The organism is Ruegeria arenilitoris, assembly GCF_013032445.1.
Classification (GTDB): Bacteria; Pseudomonadota; Alphaproteobacteria; order Rhodobacterales; family Rhodobacteraceae; genus Ruegeria; species Ruegeria arenilitoris_F.
Window position 1 is genome coordinate 54,236 of the sequence record NZ_WQCA01000005.1, and the last position, 19,345, is coordinate 73,580.

General features: G+C 58.5%; 19 protein-coding genes and 2 tRNA genes. 10 read left to right on the top strand and 11 right to left on the bottom strand.

The genetic code is table 11. The annotated features are described in order from the left end of the window. Nucleotides 1-20: 20 nt before the first annotated feature. On the top strand, nt 21-1,652 hold the full coding sequence (locus GOW98_RS08110; protein WP_170330821.1) for a N,N-dimethylformamidase beta subunit family domain-containing protein: 1,632 nt from the start codon (nt 21-23) through the stop codon (nt 1,650-1,652). A gap of 47 nt (nt 1,653-1,699) precedes the next feature. Here the strand turns inward: GOW98_RS08110 and GOW98_RS08115 are convergent, their stop codons facing one another. After that, the gene (locus tag GOW98_RS08115; protein WP_170330823.1) at nt 1,700-2,164 is read right to left on the bottom strand and encodes a putative molybdenum carrier protein; all 465 of its coding nucleotides are present in this window, start codon (nt 2,162-2,164) and stop codon (nt 1,700-1,702) included. Nucleotides 2,165-2,296: 132 nt separating this feature from the next. Between GOW98_RS08115 and GOW98_RS08120 the strand changes: the two genes are divergently transcribed. Both GOW98_RS08120 and GOW98_RS08125 read left to right on the top strand, forming a co-directional pair. Further along, nucleotides 2,297-2,485, top strand: a complete 189-nt coding sequence (locus tag GOW98_RS08120; RefSeq protein WP_170330825.1) for a hypothetical protein — start codon at nt 2,297-2,299, stop codon at nt 2,483-2,485. Between the two features lie 41 nt (nt 2,486-2,526). Beyond that, nucleotides 2,527-3,930, top strand: coding sequence for an MATE family efflux transporter (locus GOW98_RS08125; protein WP_254437952.1), 1,404 nt, complete (start codon nt 2,527-2,529; stop codon nt 3,928-3,930). A 5-nt stretch (nt 3,931-3,935) separates the two neighbouring features. On the opposite strand, the gene GOW98_RS08130 is transcribed toward GOW98_RS08125, so the two are convergent. From GOW98_RS08130 to GOW98_RS08165, 8 genes are all read right to left on the bottom strand, one after another. Next, a complete protein-coding gene (locus GOW98_RS08130) occupies nt 3,936-5,033 on the bottom strand; it encodes a M56 family metallopeptidase (protein ID WP_170330827.1) in 1,098 nt (365 codons plus the stop codon). Then, nucleotides 5,020-5,415, bottom strand: coding sequence for a BlaI/MecI/CopY family transcriptional regulator (locus GOW98_RS08135; protein WP_170330829.1), 396 nt, complete (start codon nt 5,413-5,415; stop codon nt 5,020-5,022). The genes GOW98_RS08130 and GOW98_RS08135 overlap by 14 nt, the downstream gene beginning before the upstream one ends. Nucleotides 5,416-5,481: 66 nt before the next feature. Then, on the bottom strand, nt 5,482-5,883 hold the full coding sequence (locus GOW98_RS08140) for a DUF2160 domain-containing protein (RefSeq protein ID WP_170330831.1): 402 nt from the start codon (nt 5,881-5,883) through the stop codon (nt 5,482-5,484). A gap of 8 nt (nt 5,884-5,891) precedes the next feature. Next, a complete protein-coding gene (locus GOW98_RS08145; protein ID WP_058280831.1) occupies nt 5,892-6,689 on the bottom strand; it encodes a carbohydrate ABC transporter permease in 798 nt (265 codons plus the stop codon). Continuing rightward, on the bottom strand, nt 6,686-7,549 hold the full coding sequence (locus tag GOW98_RS08150; RefSeq protein WP_058280832.1) for a carbohydrate ABC transporter permease: 864 nt from the start codon (nt 7,547-7,549) through the stop codon (nt 6,686-6,688). The genes GOW98_RS08145 and GOW98_RS08150 overlap by 4 nt, the downstream gene beginning before the upstream one ends. Next, entirely contained in the window at nt 7,546-8,622 is a 1,077-nt protein-coding gene (locus GOW98_RS08155; protein WP_170330833.1) for an ABC transporter ATP-binding protein, read from the bottom strand. The genes GOW98_RS08150 and GOW98_RS08155 overlap by 4 nt, the downstream gene beginning before the upstream one ends. Before the next feature lies 1 nt (nt 8,623). Beyond that, on the bottom strand, nt 8,624-9,673 hold the full coding sequence (locus GOW98_RS08160; protein WP_170330834.1) for an ABC transporter ATP-binding protein: 1,050 nt from the start codon (nt 9,671-9,673) through the stop codon (nt 8,624-8,626). An 83-nt stretch (nt 9,674-9,756) separates the two neighbouring features. Next, the gene (locus GOW98_RS08165) at nt 9,757-11,496 is read right to left on the bottom strand and encodes an ABC transporter substrate-binding protein (RefSeq protein ID WP_170330836.1); all 1,740 of its coding nucleotides are present in this window, start codon (nt 11,494-11,496) and stop codon (nt 9,757-9,759) included. Nucleotides 11,497-11,739: 243 nt separating this feature from the next. On the opposite strand from GOW98_RS08165, the gene GOW98_RS08170 reads away from it, so the two are divergent. Genes GOW98_RS08170 through GOW98_RS08200 form a run of 7 tightly spaced genes read left to right on the top strand, consistent with a single transcriptional unit; the run spans nt 11,740 to nt 19,126 of the window. Then, entirely contained in the window at nt 11,740-13,101 is a 1,362-nt protein-coding gene (locus GOW98_RS08170) for a V-type ATP synthase subunit B (RefSeq protein ID WP_170330839.1), read from the top strand. Further along, nucleotides 13,079-13,684 carry a V-type ATP synthase subunit D gene (locus GOW98_RS08175; RefSeq protein ID WP_170330841.1) on the top strand — a complete coding sequence of 202 codons (606 nt, stop codon included), beginning with the start codon at nt 13,079-13,081 and terminating at the stop codon, nt 13,682-13,684. Before GOW98_RS08170 ends, GOW98_RS08175 begins: the two co-directional genes overlap by 23 nt. After that, nucleotides 13,681-15,477, top strand: a complete 1,797-nt coding sequence (locus GOW98_RS08180) for a V-type ATP synthase subunit I (protein ID WP_170330843.1) — start codon at nt 13,681-13,683, stop codon at nt 15,475-15,477. Before GOW98_RS08175 ends, GOW98_RS08180 begins: the two co-directional genes overlap by 4 nt. Next, nucleotides 15,474-15,917, top strand: a complete 444-nt coding sequence (locus GOW98_RS08185) for an ATP synthase subunit C (protein ID WP_170324458.1) — start codon at nt 15,474-15,476, stop codon at nt 15,915-15,917. The genes GOW98_RS08180 and GOW98_RS08185 overlap by 4 nt, the downstream gene beginning before the upstream one ends. Continuing rightward, entirely contained in the window at nt 15,917-16,594 is a 678-nt protein-coding gene (locus GOW98_RS08190; protein ID WP_170330845.1) for a hypothetical protein, read from the top strand. The genes GOW98_RS08185 and GOW98_RS08190 overlap by 1 nt, the downstream gene beginning before the upstream one ends. A gap of 1 nt (nt 16,595) precedes the next feature. Continuing rightward, nucleotides 16,596-17,288, top strand: coding sequence for a hypothetical protein (locus GOW98_RS08195; RefSeq protein ID WP_170330847.1), 693 nt, complete (start codon nt 16,596-16,598; stop codon nt 17,286-17,288). After that, complete coding sequence (locus GOW98_RS08200) at nt 17,285-19,126, top strand: V-type ATP synthase subunit A (protein ID WP_170330849.1); 1,842 nt, start codon at nt 17,285-17,287, stop codon at nt 19,124-19,126. The genes GOW98_RS08195 and GOW98_RS08200 overlap by 4 nt, the downstream gene beginning before the upstream one ends. Nucleotides 19,127-19,134: 8 nt before the next feature. Here GOW98_RS08200 and GOW98_RS08205 read toward each other — a convergent pair. Both GOW98_RS08205 and GOW98_RS08210 read right to left on the bottom strand, forming a co-directional pair. Next, nucleotides 19,135-19,209, bottom strand: a tRNA-Glu gene (locus GOW98_RS08205). Nucleotides 19,210-19,231: 22 nt separating this feature from the next. Then, nucleotides 19,232-19,306, bottom strand: a tRNA-Glu gene (locus GOW98_RS08210). Nucleotides 19,307-19,345 lie beyond the last annotated feature (39 nt).

The window sequence follows — 19,345 nt, forward strand, 5'->3', positions numbered from 1 at the left end:
CCGGAACAAGGGGCTGAGCAATGGGTCATTCGGAAACTCCCACGCCTGCAACAACGCCGAGGACCCGAGCCAAGGCGCGGCATATTCTGGACAATTACTATATCGGGCCAGCACGCGACGACTCGGTTCTGGAGATTTGGGGCTACACGGAACGTATGACCTATGCTCCAGGTGATCGGCTGGTTCTGCGCGTGTCCACCACGGCAGAAATCTGGGACCTTGAAATTGGTCGCGACGGTGCGCGTTATGAGACGGTGTACTCGAAAACGGGTATCGCGGGTCTGCATCAGGCCACTCCTGAGGATTGTTCGGTTGCGGGTTGCGGTTGGGATGCTTCGTATGAACTGACAATCCCTGATGATTGGCGCGAAGGCGGCTATCTGGTGACACTGACCGCCGAGCGTGATGGGGACCGGGTCGAAGAGCATCACCTGTTTCTACTGCGTCGCGCTGAGACAAAACCACCTGCACCCTATGTGCTGATCTGCGCAACGGGAACATGGTTGGCCTATAATTGCTGGGGTGGATCCAACCACTACGAAGGGATCACAGGCCCGGATCGCAACGCATTTTCCCCGGTCGTTTCAACACAGCGCCCGTGGACACGCGGGTTCTGCAAGCTGCCCGCTGGAGCTCCGCGCGCGGTGCCCGACACGCCACATACGCCGGGAACAATGGTGCGCTATTCTTACATGGAATGGGCCTATGCCTACGGATATTCCAAGAAGTACGCCTCGGCCGGGTGGGCAAGCTACGAACGCCATTTTGCAATTTGGGCTGAAGAACAAGGCTTTGTGTTCGATTTCGCCACCCTGCACGATCTGGAAGCAAATCCCGAACTTTTGAAACGCCACAAATGCGCTGTTTTTGTGGGACATGACGAATACTGGTCTGCGAACATGCGAGACGCGGTGGATCGCTACACAGAACGGGGCGGTCGCGTTGCCCGATTCGGCGGCAACTTTCTTTGGCAAACCCGGATCGAGGATGAGGGGCGTTCGCAAGTTTGCTACAAATACACGGCCGAGCAGGATCCGCTTGTCGGAACGGAACTAGAGCATTTTGTGACCACAGCATGGGAGGCGGCTCCGGCAAACCGTCCCGGCGCGCAGACCTTTGGGGTGAATGGGCTCAAAGGGGTCTACGCGGGTCTTGGGCGCTGCGTCGGGCAGGGCAGTGGGGGCTTTACGGTCTACCGTCCCGATCATTGGGCGCTGCAGGGCACTCAGCTAGGGTACGGTGATCAGTTAGGGGGCGCGTCCCGTATCTTTGGATACGAAGTGGATGGCGTGGATTACCGGATGGAGGACGGCTTGCCTTTTGCCACAGGGGCTGACGGCGCCGACCCGGCGCTCGAGATCCTGGCGATGGGGCTTGCGACCAATATAGAGCCAACACATGGGGTTTGGGGTGAAACCCCTTATATCGCTGACGCGGATGCGATTTTCAAAGCTAGGGCAATGTTCGGAGAAGTCACCCCAGAGACATTGGATCGTAGCCGACGGGGCAATGGTGCTATCGTGTATTGGCCGCGCGGCGAAGGCGAGGTTTTCACGGCAGGCACCTGCGAATGGGTGATGGGGTTGGCGAGACGCGACTGGCAGGTGGAACAAGTGACGCGCAATGTGCTTGTCAGGTTTGGCAGAGAGTAAGCGAGTTGAATGGGCTGGCCTTAGGGCACTTAAGGCTGGCGCAGGTTCTAAGCGCTAAGCACGTCAAGGCTCTGCTCCAGAATAGCGCGGACCTGTAGCCCAATCTGCGGCGCTTCGGACGCGCGGGGGCCAGCGATATTCAACACAGAAGCCGGAATAGAGCGAAGCCATTGGCGCACTTTCTGCGCGCAGGCATCCGTACCTTTTCGAACATCGATGACCAGATGCGGTTTCCCTGTTTCCTTTGCAAAATCAATGGTCAATTGCGTGCCGGGACTGGTTGAGCCATCGATAAAAATCAGTGTGGCGTCGCCCAATATGACATTGCGCCGGGTTCTCTCGGCTACATCTTCGGAATTCGTCTCGCGCAGTCCAGTGAAATGGTCGGGAATGCGACCGGACTCATTTGCACGACCTTTGGGAACCCATCCGCCGTAGACAAACCCATTGCGCCGCGCGAAGTCCAGTGCCGCTATGTCCACGCCGGTTTGACCCCCTGATACGATCTTCATAGTTCGTGTCCTTTCTTTGCGCTGACTTTAAAGGGCGCTCGGGTGCCGGGTTACTGGTGGATTTCAGGACTTCTTCCGCAGAACGTCCAACGTGCGGGGGGCAATATCGGCGATTTTCTGTTTTAGCCGGCCATGCTGTTTCCTTTCCTGCTCATCCTTGCTCGTCGCTACAAAGACCGCAATGCGCGACAATTGAACGGCTTGGTCACAATTCCGAATTTTCTGGCGCAAAATCCGCAAAGCGTGGCAGTTAAAAAGGATCAAGGCGTTCAGGTTTGGGAAGGTTACCTGCCCCCAGTTTCCGATTGCATCATCACGTAAAACGCGAGCAAACTGGGCAATCGGGCAAGGGCGCAAAAAACATGGCAACACAATCCCAGAGTAAAGCGGTCTTTCTGACCGGCAGCCTGATGGGGCACGTCACCCGCATGTCCCTAACCACCAGCATTGGCCTGATGGCGATTTTCGCCGTGGACTTCGTCGATATGATCTTCATTTCGATGCTGGGCAACGACGCGCTGGCTGCAGCGGTAGGTTATGCCGGGACGTTATTGTTCTTCACCAACTCGATCAATGTCGGGCTGTCGATCGCTGCAGGCGCTTTGGTGGCGCGTGAATTAGGCGCCGATCGGCACGAGCAGGCGCGCCAATTCGGAACCAGCGTTGCCGTGCTGGGCGGTCTGGTCGGGTTGGTCGTCTCTGTGGCCGTTCTGTTCAATCTGACGTTTTGCCTGTCCCTGCTGGGCGCTGAGGGCGAGGTGTTGCGACTGGCGGCCCGCTATGTCTCGATCATCTTGCCGACCATGTGGGTGATGGCGGTCGCCATGACTGGCATGGCGGTGTTGCGGGCCTATGGAGATGCGCGACGCTCGATGCAGGCCACGATTTATGGCGGGGTGGCCAACGCGGTGTTGGATCCGATCCTGATTTTCGCCGTTGGGTTGGGGCTGGACGGGGCGGCAATAGCTTCGGTCATTGCACGGATTTGTATGTTGATTGCGGCGGTCAGGCCTGCCGTACGCGTGCATCACGGTTTTGGCCGACCTTCCTTGCGGCAATTAGGGCTGGATGTCCGGCCAGTCCGCGCGATTGCCGTGCCCGCCGTCCTGACCAATATCGCCACACCCATCGGCAACGCCATTGTCATCCGTGAGGTCGCCCAATTTGGAACGGACGCTGTGGCTGGTATGGCGGTGATCGGGCGGTTGATGCCGGTGGCGTTTTCAGTTGTTTTCGCCCTGTCCGGCGCCATAGGACCAATCGTTGGTCAGAACTTCGGCGCAGCGCAGTATGACCGCGTGAAAGCGACCTTTCTGGCCGGGGTTAAGTTTACCGCTGTGTATGTTTGCCTGATGGCGGCAACTCTGTTCGTGCTGCGTGCGCCGATTGCCGACCTGTTTCAGGCGCAGGGGCAGACGCGGGCGCTGATCTATCTGTTTTGCGGACCGTTGGCGTTGGCCTCGTTCTTCAACGGGGTGATCTTTGTCGCGAATGCCAGTTTCAACAACCTAGGTCATCCGATTTATTCGACATGGGTGAATTGGGGACGGCATACGCTGGGCACATGGCCCTTTGCGGTTGCCGGGGCTTATATCGCGGGCGCCCCCGGCGTACTGCTGGGTCAGGCGTTGGGAGGGGTCATCTTCGCCGTGATCTGCTGGGTTTTGGTTCGACGCGTTGTAGCGAACCTAGCCGCACCGCAACCCGCCGATCCGTTTGCCGGTCAGAATCGCTTGCAGGCCTTGTTCGGGCGTCGCGGTTGGTAGGTGGGTTAGTTGCCCTGATTGCGCGCTTCCAGCCGTTCGAGGTTGACCACGGTCGACAGCATCAAGCGATCATGGCTCCAATCCTCGGTCTGTTGGACTGATGCGGCGGCCAGCCCAAGGACAAGCGCAAACAGGATGCTCAGGCCAAGGAACATGAACGGCATCGACGATTGCATCGAAGGTGCATCCGCCAACGCGATCACCCGTTGCCGCAGAACGCGTTTCGCCTTGCCGCCAGTAACCAAAGCCACGTTCAGAACACGCGGGCTGCCGCGCGTGACGGTTCGGGCGCAATAGTCCAGCAGGCATTTGGTGTAATCGCGCGCATCGATGTTCTTGCGGGCCACGACCGACTGATCACAGGCCAGTTCGCGCAAGCGGTCGAACTGATATTTCAGCACCAGATAGGCGGGGTTCCAGAACAACAGAGGCCGCAGAAGTTCGAACCCAAGCTCCCACTCAACATCCCCGGCACGCACGTGCTGCAGCTCATGCGCAAGGGCGAACCGCAGCTCGCGCGGGGTGTCCAGCAGGTGGCTGGGCAACACGACGTGACGCCGACGCAGACCCCTGACCGCGAAGGGCACGGAAATGCGGTCGGACAGGCGGATATCCACCTTCGCCGAGCGGCGCCACAAAAAGCTGGTGTTGACCGTCTCGCGGATTGCCATCCCGTCGCGGATCACCCGCAGGGTATAGATCAGCGACGCAAGGGCCATCAATACAAGGATTGCGGACGCAACCGGATAGTCTCCGCTGAACAATACCTCTACCCAGCGTTGGCGCGTGTTTAGTAGCGTCTCGAATTGGGTGGCAGGCATGGCGATGTCACCGCGCAGATAGGCCGCCACGGCGATATCGCCGATCGCCACGGTGCTTTTGGTCTGAGTAAGTGCGGCCAGCGCCGATACACCCAGAGCCAGAAGAGGGCTGATGACGATACACATGCAAAGTGCCTTAAGCGCGCGCAATTGCGCCACGAACCCGTGGCTGAGTGAGGTTCGGGACAAAAGCCCCCGCGCAACCAGCCACAGAATTGCTGCAAGTCCGAGGACTAAATTCCATTCCAGATACGCGTCGAGAACCGGTTTAACCGCTGTCATTTTGCAGTCTCCTCTCTACCAGTGCCCGAATTTCCTCCAGATCGGCTTCGCTGAGGCCTGCATCGTCAACCAGACGTGCAACCAGCGTGGCAGGTGTGTCGTCGAACAGCGTCCGCGACAGGTTCTGCAGCGACCGTGCCTGATACCTGTCTTTCTCCAGAAGCGGCGTATAGATCAGCGTCTTTCCATCCTTGTGGCTTTCGACAAATCCCTTGTCGTCGAGTATCCGCAGGATGGTTGCACCGGACGTATAGGCCAGATTGCGTTCTGGAGGCAGGCGATCAAGCACGTCACGGACCGAGCCCTGACCTAGCGCCCAGAGCTCGTTCATGAACTCAAGTTCCACTTCGGTCAGCAGGTTTGTTGTTTTCTTTTTTCGCATCGGTCTTTCGTGTCGCAATTTTTAGTATGCCTGACAGACAAGCATCCTTTCGCTGTTTCGCAAAGCTTAAACTTTCCAGAAGACGAAGATGCCCCAGCCGATCGACAGGAATAGCGGCGTCCAGACGGGCTGACCCACCAGCCCAAGCCAGGCGAGGAAGATATAGGCCGAGCCCAGCAGGGTGATGAACAGCCGGTCGCCCAGAGTGGTGGTCAGGCCCAGCACGCCACGTCGTTCGATGCCGTCGCGATACTTGAACCCTTCGAGCACGCCAATCAGGGCGATCGCCGAGAAGATGCCCACGAACACGGCCAGCGTCGCTGGGGTCCAGGCCATCCAAAAATCGGGCCACAGAGGGTCGGTCCATGAAAAGCCCTTGTCCTCTTGTTGGCCGACACTGCCCCAACCGGCCTGTTGGGCAGCAGCCATCGAAGGCAGGAAGGGGAGGGTGAGAAGAAGTTTACGCATATCGAACCTCACACACGTCCCATCGCGAAGCCACGCGCGATGTAGTTGCGGACAAACCAGATGACGATGGCGCCGGGGATGATGGTGAGAGTCCCGGCAGCGGCGAGCAGGCCCAGCTCATACCCTGCGCTGGAGGCCGTCCGGGTCATCACGGCGGCGATGGGTTTTGCCTCGACCGCAGTCAGGGTTTTGGCCAGCAGCATCTCAACCCATGAGAACATGAAACAGAAGAAAGCAGCCACTCCGACGCCGGCTTTGATGTTCGGCAAGAAGATCGTCACGAAGAAGCGAGGGAAGGAATAGCCATCGACATAGGCCGTCTCGTCCAATTCTTTCGGAATGCCGCGCATGAAGCCTTCCAAAATCCACACCGCCAGCGGCACGTTGAACAGCGTGTGTGCCAGCGCTACGGCCAGATATGTGTCGAACAGGTGGATCGACGAATAGAGCTGGAAGAAGGGCAAAGCGAAGACAGCGGCAGGGGCCATCCGGTTGGTCAGCAGCCAAAAGAACAACTGCTTGTCACCAAGGAACCGATAGCGTGAGAATGCATAGGCTGCTGGCAGCGCAACACAGACCGAAAGCACGGTGTTGATCGTCACATAGATGATCGAGTTGATGTAGCCCCAGTACCACGTCGGATCGGTGAAGATGGTGATGTAGTTCTCCAGCGTAAAGGTCTGGGGAAACAGGGAAAAGCCCGACAGGATCTCGTTCGTGGTCTTGAAGGACATCGCCACCAGCCAATAGATCGGCAGCATCAGGAACGCGATATAGAGGATTGGGATAAGGGACCGCTTCTTCATTGCGCGTCATCCTTTGTCATCAGAGTGTAGAAGACCCAGCTGACCAGTAGCGTGATGGCGAAGTAGATCAGGCTCATCGCGGCCGCAGGGCCAAGGTCGAACTGTCCCAGCGCGATCTTCACAAGGTCAATCGACAGCAAGGTGGTTGAGTTGCCGGGGCCACCGCCGGTTAGAACGAAGGGCTCGGTATAGATGTTGAAACTGTCCATAAACCGCAGAAGTACGGCGATTGTCAGGACGGTTTTCATTTTGGGCAACTGGATGTAGCGGAACACCGACCACGGGCTGGCCCCGTCGATCTTCGCCGCCTGATAGTAGGCGTCGGGGATCGAAACCAGACCCGCATAGCACAGCAGAACCACCAGCGAAGTCCAGTGCCAGACATCCATGACTATGACCGTAATCCAGGCCGAGATCGGCTGTTGTGTCATGTCATAGTTGATGCCCAGAACGTCATTCAGGAAGTATCCCAGAAGACCGATTTTGGGCAGGGTGAAGATGTTCCACATCGAGCCCACCACGTTCCACGGGATCAGCATCGGCAGGGCCATCAGAACCAGACAGACCGGCACCCAGAACCCTTTGCGCGGCATCGACAGTGCCACAATGATGCCCAGCGGCACCTCAATCAGCAGGATGAGGAAGGTGAACAGGAACTGTCGTCCCAATGCGGCTTGAAACCGGTCAGAGCGCAGGATTTGCTCGAACCAGCCGAGCCCCTCCCAGAAGAACTGGTTGTTGCCGAAGGTTTCTTGCACCGAGTAGTTGACCACCGTCATCATCGGAACCAGCGCGTTGAACGCGACCAGAGCAAGCACAGGCAGGACAAAGAACCATGCCTTTTGGTTTTCGGTTCTCATTGCGCCCGCTCCTCGGTTGCGATCCAGCCGTCGCGGTAGACGCGGGATTGGTCTGGTTTGAATTGCAGGAAAACCTGCGAGCCCGGCTCAGGCACTTCATGTTCCGTCACGGCCTTCAGCGCAGTGTTGCCGACCATGGCGCTGATCACATAGTGGCGACCGATGTCCGACACCTTGGTCACATGCGCGGGGATGCCGGTGTCGCCAAAGCCCACATATTCGGGTCGGATACCCAAATCGGTGCGGCCTCCGTCGCCGTGGGTCGGACCCTCTAGCATCACCTCGTGACCTTCGAACAAAGCGCGGTCACCTTTGACCTCGCAGGGCAGGACATTCATGCCGGGTGAACCGATGAAGTGGCCGACGAATGTGTGCTGAGGGCGCTCGAACAATTCAACTGGAGTCCCGATTTGCACGACCTCGCCTTCTTGCATCACGACCACTTCGTCGGCGAAGGTCAGCGCCTCGGTCTGGTCGTGGGTCACGTAGATCATCGTGGCTTTGACGCGCTGATGCAGTTCCTTCAGCTTGGATCGGAGCTTCCATTTCAGGTGCGGGTCGATCACGGTCAACGGTTCATCAAACATCACCGCGTTCACGTCGTCGCGGACCAGACCACGACCCATCGAGATTTTCTGCTTGTTATCCGGGCTCAGGCCCGAGGCGCGCGTGTTCAGCATATCCGTGACGTCCAGCATCTCGGCAATCTCATCGACGCGGCGCTTGATCGTCGCGGCGTCGACGCCCCGGTTCTTCAGCGGGAACGCCAGGTTTTCGCCCACGGTCATCGTGTCGTAGATCACCGGAAACTGGAACACCTGCGCGATGTTGCGCTGATCGGGGGGCAGGGCGGTGACGTCCTGGCCATCGAACAGAATTTGCCCCTCGGACGGCGTCAGCAGACCTGAGATGATGTTCAGCAGCGTAGATTTGCCACAACCCGAGGGCCCAAGCAGCGCATAGGCCCCCCCATCGCGCCAAGTCACGTCGATTTCCTTCAGTGCATAGTCCTCAGGGCCCTTCGGCGCTGGCATGTAGCTGTGTCGCAGGTTTGAAAGCTTGATCTGTGCCATGTCAGGCCACCCTTTTGCCGTCTTGGCCGAAATACCGGCAATGGGCCGGGTTCATGTAAAAGCTGTGGTTCTCACCAACCTGGTAGGGGTGAACACCAGCCGCGAGCGAAACCCACGCTTCTTCTCCATGCTGGAAATGCGCGCTGGAATCCGAGCCCGACAATTCGGTCACGATTACGCGGCCCGTGAGTTCCACATCATCACCGGATGAGCGGAACGGCGTCACCCTGTGGGGCCGTACGGCGACCATGTAGTCTCCGTCGGCTATGCCGGTGACCGGCCAGCCGCCTCCGCCTGCCAGTTGCGCCTGGGCGCCGGAAACGGTGATGCGCGCCACATTGATTGGTGGGTCCGAGAAGACGCGCGCGGCGGCGATGTTCTCGGGGTTGCGGTAGATGTCGGCGGTCGGACCGAACTGAGTGACGCGGCCGTCTTCCATTAGGGCAGTATAGCCGCCCAGCAAAAGGGCCTCTTCGGGTTCCGAAGTGGCGTAGACCACCACGGCTCCACGTCCGGCGAAAAGGTCGGGTAGTTGCTCGCGCAATTCCTCGCGCAGCTTGTAGTCAAGGTTCGCCAGCGGTTCATCTAGAAACACCGCGCGGCTCTCTTTCGCGATGGCGCGGGCCAATGCGGTTCGTTGTTGTTGCCCGCCCGACAACTCATGCGGTCGGCGGTGCAGCATCGGGCGCAGTTGCAGCAGATCGGCGGCTTCTTCGACGCGGCCTTCGATCTCGGTCCTAGCCATGCCCGCAACGCGCAGCGGCGAGGCGATGTTGTCGAAAACACTCATATGCGGGTAGTTCACAAAGAACTGGTGCACCAGACTGATCTGCCGCTTTTGCGTGTTCAGCCGGGTTACGTCCTGCCCATCCATGAAGACTTTGCCCGAGGCAATCGGGTCCAGCCCCGCCATCATCTTGATCAGAGAGGTCTTGCCGGATCCCGTCGCGCCCAGCAGCACATTGAAATGGCCGGTTTGCAGCGTCAGGTTCGTGGGCTTGATATGGATGACATTGCCAACCCGTTTGGTGGCGTCTTGTAGTTCGATCATGTCCGTGGGTTCCGGTCCTTCAGTGCTGCGCACTGGTCTTTGTGGTGGGGATGCCGCGAACGGCACCCCCGGTTTTCAATTACTTACTGAGACTGCCAGCGCTGAACCAGTTCGTCATAGTTGACGGTCTGGCCCTGCGGCTTTTCGTTCTCAAGCTTGGCCTTGGGTGAGCCCGCTTTTTCCAGCCAGAAGGCAGGGTCCTGCGGTTCGTTCAGGCGCGGGCCACAACCACCGTAGACACCGGCGCTTTCATCCGCGGCCTGCATACGGGCCATGGTGATGTCCATCTCTTCGGCCAGACGGTCCATCGCCTCTTGCGGGGTAAAGGCGCCCGAGTTCACGTCACCGATCTGCTGCCACCAGATTTGGGCCAGCTTCGGATAGTCCGGAACGTTGATGCCGGTCGGCGACCACGCCACACGGTCAGGCGAGCGGTAGAACTCGACCAGACCACCAAGCTTGGGTGCGCGTTCGGTGAACGATTCGTGGTTGACCGAGCTGTCGCGGGTGAAGGTCAAACCCACATGGGATTTCTTCACGTCGACAGTTTTGGAGGTCACGAATTGCGCGTAAAGCCACGCTGCCTGAGCACGATCCGCAGGGGTCGACTTCAGGAAGGTCCAGGATCCCACGTCCTGATAACCAACCTTCTGACCTTCTTCCCAGTAGGGGCCATGTGGGCTGGGTGCCATCCGCCACAGCGGTGTGCCTTCGTCATCCACGGTGTTGTTGCCTTCGGACTTCGGCTTCACCATGTCGGCGGTGAAGGCAGTGTACCAGAAGATCTGCTGGGCAACGTTGCCCTGGCTTAGCGCTGGCAGCGACTGGTAGAAGTCGTAAGACGCAGCACCCGGAGGCGCATAGGCCCGCAGCCACTCATCCCACTTGCGGATGGCATAGACCGCAGCCGGGCCGTTCGCAGCACCACCACGCGACACCGAGGCACCGACGGGGTTACAGGTGCCCGCTTCCATGCGGATGCCCCATTCATCGACCGGAACACCATTCGGCTCACCTTTGTCGCCAGCACCAGCCATTGACAGCCAGGCATCGGTCATGCGCCAGCCAAGGTCAGGTGCGCGTTTGCCGTAATCCATGTGGCCATAGATCGCCACGCCGTCGACTTCCTTCACGTCGTTGGTGAAGAATTCGGCGATGTCTTCATATGCGGACCAGTTGACCGGAACGCCAAGGTCGTAGCCGTACTTCTCCTTGAACGCGGCCTTGTTGGCCTCATCATCGAACCAGTCCTTGCGGAACCAATAGAGGTTCGCAAATTGCTGATCGGGCAGTTGATAGAGGTTGCCGTCCGGACCGGTGGTGAACTGAATGCCCATAAAGTCATCCAGATCCAGAGTCGGTGAGGTGGTCGCCGACCAGTCACCGCCCATCTGCTCGGTCAGGTTATACGCCAGTTGCAGACGCGAGTGCGTACCGATCAGGTCACTGTCATTGACGTAACCGTCGTACAGGTTCCGGCCCGTTTGCATCTGGGTCTGAACGGCCTGAACTACCTCACCTTCGCCAAGGATCTGGTGGTTCACTTTAATGCCGGTGATCTCTTCGAATGCCTTTGCCAGAACCTCGGATTCATAGGAATGCGTCGGTATGCTTTCCGACAGCACGTTGAGTTCCATTCCGGCATAGGGCTCGGCAGCTTTGATGAACCATTGCATTTCCGCCATCTGTTCGTCTTTCGACAGGGTCGATGGCTGGAATTCGTCGTCGATCCAACGTTGTGCTGCGGCTTCGTCGGCCCAAGCAGAGCCGTGCCCCGCAATGACGGCAGCCGCCGCCACTGCGGAAAGTAGATGTCTCCGCATCTGTCTCCTCCCAAAGATTATGTGATCCGGCGCGAACCGGATGACGATCAGCATCAGCGATTTTCTGCGTATGTGTCAAACTAAATTTTTAGTAATTGGAATTGTAGGGAGTTCCGTGGCGGCGACGCATCCTCGGTTGCCAATTTTTGAATTCGTTGTAAGCTGCACCCGTGATTACAAAAAATGTCGCTGACTGACATGGCGCCAATTAGTGAAAACCACTTGGACGCATGAGGATAGGCAATGTCCCAGAGTCTGTTGAAATACACGCGTGTACTGGAAATTGTAGGTGATACGATCAAGGTCAGGGTGCCCTTGGACGAGTCTGCGGACGCTGCGGTTCGGTTCAATGATCTGGCTGTGATCGAGACGATTGATGGGCATAAAACCCTGGCGCAGGCAATCTTCATCGACCATGACGTGGTGACGCTGCAGGTATTTTCCGGCACCAAGGGGATATCGACCGAAGCGACCGCAACCTTCCTTGGCCACCCGATGCAGACGCCCTATTCGGCCAATATTCTGGGCCGTGTGTTTGACGGGGCAGGGGTGGCGATAGATGGCGGACCGGATTTGTCAGCCGAGCCCAGAATCGATATTGGCGGACCGACCGTGAACCCGGCCGAGCGGGCGGTGCCCAACAAGATGATCCGCACCGACGTGCCAATGATTGATGTGTTCAACACGTTGGTCGAAAGCCAGAAAATCCCGATCTTTTCCGTTTCGGGTGAGCCGTTCAACGCATTCCTCAGCCGAATCGGCATTCAGGCGGACGCCGATATCGTGGTGTTCGGCGGGTTGGGGCTGATCTTTGACGACTACCACACGTTCCGGACATCGTTTGAAGACGCCGGGGTATTCTCCCGCACGGTGATGTTCGTCAATCAGGCAATGGACCCTCTGGTGGAACGCCTGTTGGTGCCCGACATGGCGCTGGCCGTGGCCGAAAAATTCGCGGTGGAAGAGGGCAAGCGCGTGCTGGTCCTGCTGACCGATATGACCGCCTTTGCCGACGCGATGAAAGAGGTTGGCATCAGTCAGGAACGGGTGCCCTCGCAGCGCGGTTATATGGGCGATCTCTACTCCCAATTGGCGCGGCGGTATGAGAAAGCCTGCGACTATGCCAAGGGCGGGTCGGTAACGGTTTTGACCGTAACAACGATGCCCGGCAATGACGTGACCCACCCGGTGCCAGACAACACCGGCTATATCACCGAAGGGCAGTTCTATCTGCACTCCGGCGTGATCGACCCATTCGGCAGCCTCTCGCGCCTCAAGCAGAACGTGATTGGCAAGACCACGCGTGAGGATCACGGGCAAATCATGAACACGATGATCCGGTTCTATTCTGAAAGCCGTGATGCCGCGCAGAAACAGGCAATGGCGTTTGATCTGTCTGATTACGATCACCAGTTACTGAAATTTGGAGCGCTGTTCCGGACGCGGTTCATGGACATCAACGTTTCGATCCCGCTGGAAGAGGCGTTGGATCTGGGCTGGAAAACGCTGGCTGAGTGTTTCCAGCCTGAACAACTGCTGATGAAGCAGGCTTTGGTCGACAAGTATTTCCCGAAGGATGCCAATGGCGCGGTTGCAGCTGAATAAATCGTCGCTGGCTCGCCAGCAGACGCAGCTGAAAAGCTATGAGCGGTTCCTGCCGTCGCTGGACCTGAAGCGCCAGCAGTTGATGGCGGAACGTGCCAAAGCGCGCGAGGATGTACGGCGGCTTGAGGAAGAGGTGAAGGAACTGGCCCAACAGGTCGGGGCGAAGCTGCCGATGCTGGCGCAGCAGGGTGTCGATTTGGACGGGCTGGTTGAACTCAAGGACTATCAGGTCAAAGAGGTCAACGTTGTGGGTGTGAAAATGCCCGCGCTGGACCGGATCGAAGCTGCAGTGCGGCCCTATTCTCTACTGGCCAAACCCCATTGGGTCGATGCCGCGGCGCAGTTGCTGCACGACATGATCGAGGCGCGTCTTCGGGTCAAGGTGGCCGAGGAACGGGTGAAGATTTTCGACAAGGCCGTCGCGACGATCACCCAACGCGTCAACTTGTTCGAAAAGGTCCTGATCCCGCGCGCCAAGGCCAACATCAAGAAAATCCGCATCTACCTGAGCGATGAGCAGATGCAGGCCGTTGTGCGTTCGAAGATTTCAAAACGCAAACACGCGCAGGAGGCCGTAACATGAGTGTCGCGCGCCTCAAGAAACTGTCCTTGGTCGGACGCGCAGGTCAGAAGACAGAAACGCTTGAGGCGCTGCAGGAGTTAGGCTGTATGCATGTCCTGCCGTTGGCACCGCCTCCGGCCGAACCCGAAAAGATCAGCGAGCGTGGGGCAAGAGACGCCTATAAGGCATTGCGTTTCCTGACAGATGTGCCCGAGCCGCGCCGACAGATACAGCGTGACTCGGATTTCGACATGGACCAGTTCGTCAAGGACGTGCTGGACCTAATGCAGCGCACGCGTGACATGACCGACCGGCGGGACTTTCTGGCTCATCGGATTGCCCAAGTGCGACCATGGGGAGATTTGGATTTCCCGCCCGATGATGTGTTGGCGGGAAATCGGCTTTGGTTCTACCAACTGCCGGTTAAGCACCGCGATGCGCTGTCCGATCTGACACTGCCTTGGGCCATTCTGGAACAGGATCATCGCTTTATCTATGCGGTCCTGATCGCACCGGAAGAACCCGCTGATGACATTCTGCCGGTTCCACGCACTCACACAGGCTCGTTGCCTATCCACGAGTTGGAGGCGCAGCTGGAAGAGGCCGAGATTGCCATCGAAGCGCTTGAGGCTGAACGGGTTGCGCAGACCCGTTATCTGACGTTGATGCGGCGAAATCTGTCCGTGGCAGAAAGCGCGGCTGAACTTGCCCATGCAACGCAGAAAGTGCGCGACGAAGAGGCGATGTTTGCCCTACAGGGCTGGGTGCCCGAAGATCGCATTGAGGCCGTGCTTGAGATGGCTCAGGCCAAGGATGCAGCCGTTCTGATCGAAGAGCCGGGGCCGGATGAGTCGCCGCCCACATTGCTGGAGCAACCGGAAAAACGCAGTGCAGCTGTGGACTTGGCACTGTTTTATCAAGTCCCCGGATACAAGGATTGGGATCCGAGCATAATCGTCGCCGCCTCGTTTGCGTTCTTCTTCGCGATGATCGTGGCCGACGCCGGATATGGCGTTGTCATCCTGCTGGGCCTGCTGCTGTTCTGGAAACGGATGGGTCGAACGGCCGGAGAGAGATCGTGGCGACTATATGGTCTGATCATCTCGGGCGCGACGATTTTGTACGGGATTCTGGTCGGCAGCTATTTCGGAGTGTCTCCACCCGACGGGTCGATCTGGGCCAAGCTCAAGCTGCTGGATATGAACAATTTCGGGGCCATGATGATGGTGTCGATTGTTGTCGGTGTTCTGCACTTGGTTCTGGCCAATGCGCTGGCCGCTCGGGCGGCGTGGGGGCAGAGGAAAGCCATCGCCAATCTGGGTTGGATCGCGGCGCTGATCGGCGGGTTTGTTCTTTGGCTCAGCTACATGAGGGGGGAATCCCCAACACCCGGGGCAGCAGTCCTGATCGCAGGCGCTCTGGCCATCCTGCTGTTCTCAAGCGAGCGTGTGATTAAGAAACCCACCGACTGGATTTGGCGTTTGATCGACGGGGTTCAGGGTCTTGCTGGGGCTATGGGCGCGTTTGGAGACGTGCTGAGTTATATGCGCCTGTTTGCGCTGGGGCTGGCCTCGGCTTCGCTGGCGATCACCTTCAACGATCTGGCCATGTCGGTTATTCACGCGCTGAAAGGGCCGGGTATTCTATTCGGTCTGTTGATCCTGATCATCGGCCACATCCTGAACTTCGCCCTCGCGTTGATGAGCGGCGTCGTCCACGGATTGCGTCTCAATTACATCGAATTCTTTAAATGGGGTCTGCCGGACGAAGGCATTGTCTTTCGTCCGTTCGCCCGCAAGGAGGTTCAGGAATGAATGAGCTTGTTCTGACATTGGGTTGGCTGGGGATTTACGCACCCATGGCGCTGGGCGCAGCCGCAAGCGCCATCGGCTGTTCGATTGCGGGGATGGCCAGTATCGGCGCCATGACCGAGACCGAGGGCGGCTATGGCCGGTTTGTTGGTGTGTCGGCCTTTCCGTCGACCATGGTGATCTACGGCATCGTTATCATGTTCACACTGAACCGCGACGTGACGCCGGAAAACGCGGGCGGGTTGTTCGGGATCGGTATCCTGTCGGGCATTGCGCTGATGTATTGCGGCATTTGGCAAGGCCGGGCCTGTGCGGCGGCGATTAACGCGACCAAGGAAAAGCCTGAAATCTTCGGCCTGTCGCTGGCACCAGCAGCGATCATCGAAGGCTTTGGCGTCTTTGCCTTCGTCTTCGCCTTGGTCATCAGCGCGGGGATCAGTTGATGGCACAGGATGGGATGATTTCGCACGGTGTCGATGCGCTGATCGACAAGTTGCGCAGTGACGGCGTGGCGGCCGGGCAAGCGGATGCGGACAAACTTCGCGCGGATGCCAAGGCTGAAGCCGCAAAGGTCCTGGCCGACGCAAAACGCGAGGCGGATGCCTATCAGAAAAAGGCCCGCAGCGAGTCTGACAGTTATCGCGCAGCGGGTGAGGAAGCGCTGAACACCGCCATGCGTGACGCGGTATTGACGATGAAGGCTGGTCTGACGGACCGGTTCCGCCAAGATGTCGAGCGACTGGTCACCAGGGAAATGGGTGACCCGGACCTGCTGAAACAGATGATCCTCGAAGTGGTGGGCCGTGCTGCTGCTGAGGCTAAGCTGGACGGCAAGGCGCAGGTCATCCTTCCTGCTAAGGTCGCCACGCAAGAGGATATCAAGCAAAACGCTGACGACATTCAGTCAGGCAAATTGACCAAATACGTATTGGGCCTGACCGCCAAGATGCTGCGCGAGCAGGTCGAGTTACACGCTTCGGACGACGCGCAGGACGGTATCCGGGTCCGAGCTGAAGATCAGGGCGTTGTGTTGGATCTGACCGACAAGGCCGTAGCCTCTTTGTTGATGGAACACCTGCAACCTCGCTTCCGCGCAGTGTTGGAAGGGGTGATCCGGTAACATGTCGGACCCCGACGCCTATATCGCTCTGATCAGCAGCTTGCCGGGCTCGGAACGGTTGTTTATCGCCAAGCAGCCGCCACTGTCGCGGTTGCGTCTGGATCGCCGTTTGACCGCGCTGACAGCTGAAGATGCGCGCGTATTGAAGGTGTTGGAGCACGCTCTGAATTGGAGCGACTATGATATGGACGTCACGGACGCGCAGGCCATTGAGCGGTGTAAAGAGGCGCTGGGCGACATTCCGCAGTCGACCTTGCGAGAGCTATTTGTGGAACGTTTGGACCTTCGTACGGCCGTCGCCGCGCTGCGCCTGCGCAAGCAAGGGGCTGGCCCGCCCGCCGGTACATATGGAATGGGCCGATGGGCCCGGCACATCCCGGCCAACTGGACCGACCCGACCTTCAAGCTGGACGGGCCAATGCCCTGGATCAAAGAGGCCAAGCAATTGCTTGACGCCGGAGACCCTATGGGCCTTGAAAGGCTGTTGTTGTCAGTCAGCCAAAAGCAACTGAAACGGCACGCGTCCCGTCACTATTTCGATTTCGAAGCGGTGGCGATCTACGTGCTGATCTGGAACATTTTCGACCGCTGGGCGCAAAGCAACGCGCAGGACGCGGCCAAGAGATTTGAACATCTGGCGCAACAGGCCATGGCCGGTGCCGCCGAGATTGGTTTTGACGGAGCAAGCGCATGACAGCCCCAACCCCCTCCACACAGACCGCCACCGCCCGCGTCGTCTCGGTGCAGGAGGGGCTAGTTCAGATACAGGCCAATCACGATGCCTCGGGTCAGCCCGGGCAGCTGGTCAAAAACGAGGTTGTCTTTATCCTGCCAACACGCCCCGGCCCGGGTGGCCGTCAGGAACGCTTGAAGGCCGAAGTGCTGCGCGTGCGCGGCGACATCGCCGACGTGCAGGTCTACGAAAGCACCGACGGGGTCGCCGTGGGCGATCCGGTCGAACAATCGGGGCAGTTGCTGTCGGTTGAGCTGGCTCCGGGCTTGCTGGGGCAGGTGTTTGACGGGCTGCAATCGCCGCTGCCCAAGGTGGCTGCTGAATTTGGCACCTTCCTGCCGCGTGGGGCAGATGTGGCTCCGCTGGACGATCAGGCAAAGTGGTCATTCACGCCGTCGGTCAAGGTTGGCGATACGGTGACCGCCGGCGACAGCATCGGCACCGTGCCTGAGGGCCATTTTAGTCACAAGATCATGCTGCCCTTCAATTGGGTGGGCGACTACAAGGTGGTCTGGGTGCAAAAGGGCGCTGCAACGATCCACGACATCGTGGCGAGGCTTGAGGATGAGCAGGGTGGAGAGCATACGCTGACCCTGTCGCAGAAATGGCCAGTGCGGCGCGCATTGCCGGAAAGCATCCTGAAACGCGCGTTGTCTGAACGCCTCTATCCGACAGAGCCGGTCCTGACCTCTCAGCGCCTGATCGACACGTTTTTCCCAATCGCGCGTGGGGGTACGGCCTGTATCCCTGGACCGTTCGGGGCGGGTAAGACGGTGCTGCAGAACCTGATCGCACGGAACGCAAAGGTGGATATCGTGATTGTCGTGGCCTGCGGTGAGCGCGCGGGTGAGGTGGTTGAAACGATTCACGAGTTCCCCAAGATGACCGACCCGACGACAGGCGGCAGTCTGATGGATCGGACGATCATCATTTGCAACACGTCCTCTATGCCTGTCGCCGCACGCGAGGCGTCGATCTTCACCGGGATCACGCTGGGTGAATACTACCGTCAGATGGGTTATGACGTGCTGCTGATCGCAGACAGTACCAGCCGCTGGGCGCAAGCGATGCGTGAGACGTCCGGCAAGCTTGAGGAAATCCCGGGCGAGGAGGGTTTCCCCGCCTATCTGGAAAGCTCGATTAAGGGGTTGTACGAACGCGCCGGTGCAATGAAAACCAACGATGGCGATCTGGGTAGCCTGACCTTGATTGGCACGGTCTCACCTGCGGGCGGCAACTTTGATGAACCGGTCACGCAGTCTACGCTTTCCACGGTTAAATGTTTCCTTGGCCTGTCCTCTGAGCGAGCCTACAAACGGTTCTACCCGGCGGTCGATCCGATGCTCAGCTGGTCACGTTATACTGATCAGCTGTCGGACTGGTACGACAAAAACGCCGAGCCCGGCTGGACCGGTAAGGTGCGCGATCTGCTGGACTTGATCGAAAAGGGAGAGCAGGTCGACCAGATGATGCAGGTGACCGGCGAAGAGGGTGTCACCATCGAGGACTTTGTCACCCAGCAAAAGGCGCTGTTCGTGGATATGGTCTACCTGCAGCAGGACGCCTTTGACAAAGTGGACGCAACCGTACCGCTTGAGCGTCAGAAGATGACCTTCAAACTGGTCTACGACGTGACCCAATCGACGGCATCCTTTACCGACAAGGCAGATGTTCGGCAGGTGTTTACGCAACTGACCGGTCTGATTAAGAACTTCCACTATGCAGCGGAAAACACGCCGGAATTCAAATCTACCTGGGGGCAGATCACCGATCTGTGTCACGAGAAGTTTGGAGTGTAAGGAAGAAATGGCAGCCCGTAGGGGAATCGAACCCCTCTTTCCAGGTTGAAAACCTGGCGTCCTAACCGATAGACGAACGGGCCACTTGGTCCAAACAAGCACAAGTGGCAGCCCGTAGGGGAATCGAACCCCTCTTTCCAGGTTGAAAACCTGGCGTCCTAACCGATAGACGAACGGGCCACGCTGGCTTGTGGAGGGCCTTTTACGGTTTCGCCGTGA

Bases quoted from the DNA above. Each gene is read 5' to 3' on its own strand.
- GOW98_RS08170 (WP_170330839.1), top strand. From the start codon at position 11,740: ATGTCCCAGAGTCTGTTGAAATACACGCGTGTACTGGAAATTGTAGGT.
- GOW98_RS08145 (WP_058280831.1), bottom strand. From the start codon at position 6,689: ATGAAGAAGCGGTCCCTTATCCCAATCCTCTATATCGCGTTCCTGATG.
- GOW98_RS08175 (WP_170330841.1), top strand. From the start codon at position 13,079: ATGGCGCGGTTGCAGCTGAATAAATCGTCGCTGGCTCGCCAGCAGACG.
- GOW98_RS08140 (WP_170330831.1), bottom strand. From the start codon at position 5,883: ATGCGTAAACTTCTTCTCACCCTCCCCTTCCTGCCTTCGATGGCTGCT.
- GOW98_RS08160 (WP_170330834.1), bottom strand. From the start codon at position 9,673: ATGATCGAACTACAAGACGCCACCAAACGGGTTGGCAATGTCATCCAT.
- GOW98_RS08150 (WP_058280832.1), bottom strand. From the start codon at position 7,549: ATGAGAACCGAAAACCAAAAGGCATGGTTCTTTGTCCTGCCTGTGCTT.
- GOW98_RS08130 (WP_170330827.1), bottom strand. From the start codon at position 5,033: ATGACAGCGGTTAAACCGGTTCTCGACGCGTATCTGGAATGGAATTTA.
- GOW98_RS08195 (WP_170330847.1), top strand. From the start codon at position 16,596: ATGTCGGACCCCGACGCCTATATCGCTCTGATCAGCAGCTTGCCGGGC.
- GOW98_RS08125 (WP_254437952.1), top strand. From the start codon at position 2,527: ATGGCAACACAATCCCAGAGTAAAGCGGTCTTTCTGACCGGCAGCCTG.
- GOW98_RS08120 (WP_170330825.1), top strand. From the start codon at position 2,297: ATGCTGTTTCCTTTCCTGCTCATCCTTGCTCGTCGCTACAAAGACCGC.
- GOW98_RS08200 (WP_170330849.1), top strand. From the start codon at position 17,285: ATGACAGCCCCAACCCCCTCCACACAGACCGCCACCGCCCGCGTCGTC.
- GOW98_RS08135 (WP_170330829.1), bottom strand. From the start codon at position 5,415: ATGCGAAAAAAGAAAACAACAAACCTGCTGACCGAAGTGGAACTTGAG.
- GOW98_RS08110 (WP_170330821.1), top strand. From the start codon at position 21: ATGGGTCATTCGGAAACTCCCACGCCTGCAACAACGCCGAGGACCCGA.
- GOW98_RS08115 (WP_170330823.1), bottom strand. From the start codon at position 2,164: ATGAAGATCGTATCAGGGGGTCAAACCGGCGTGGACATAGCGGCACTG.
- GOW98_RS08190 (WP_170330845.1), top strand. From the start codon at position 15,917: ATGGCACAGGATGGGATGATTTCGCACGGTGTCGATGCGCTGATCGAC.
- GOW98_RS08155 (WP_170330833.1), bottom strand. From the start codon at position 8,622: ATGGCACAGATCAAGCTTTCAAACCTGCGACACAGCTACATGCCAGCG.
- GOW98_RS08180 (WP_170330843.1), top strand. From the start codon at position 13,681: ATGAGTGTCGCGCGCCTCAAGAAACTGTCCTTGGTCGGACGCGCAGGT.
- GOW98_RS08185 (WP_170324458.1), top strand. From the start codon at position 15,474: ATGAATGAGCTTGTTCTGACATTGGGTTGGCTGGGGATTTACGCACCC.
- GOW98_RS08165 (WP_170330836.1), bottom strand. From the start codon at position 11,496: ATGCGGAGACATCTACTTTCCGCAGTGGCGGCGGCTGCCGTCATTGCG.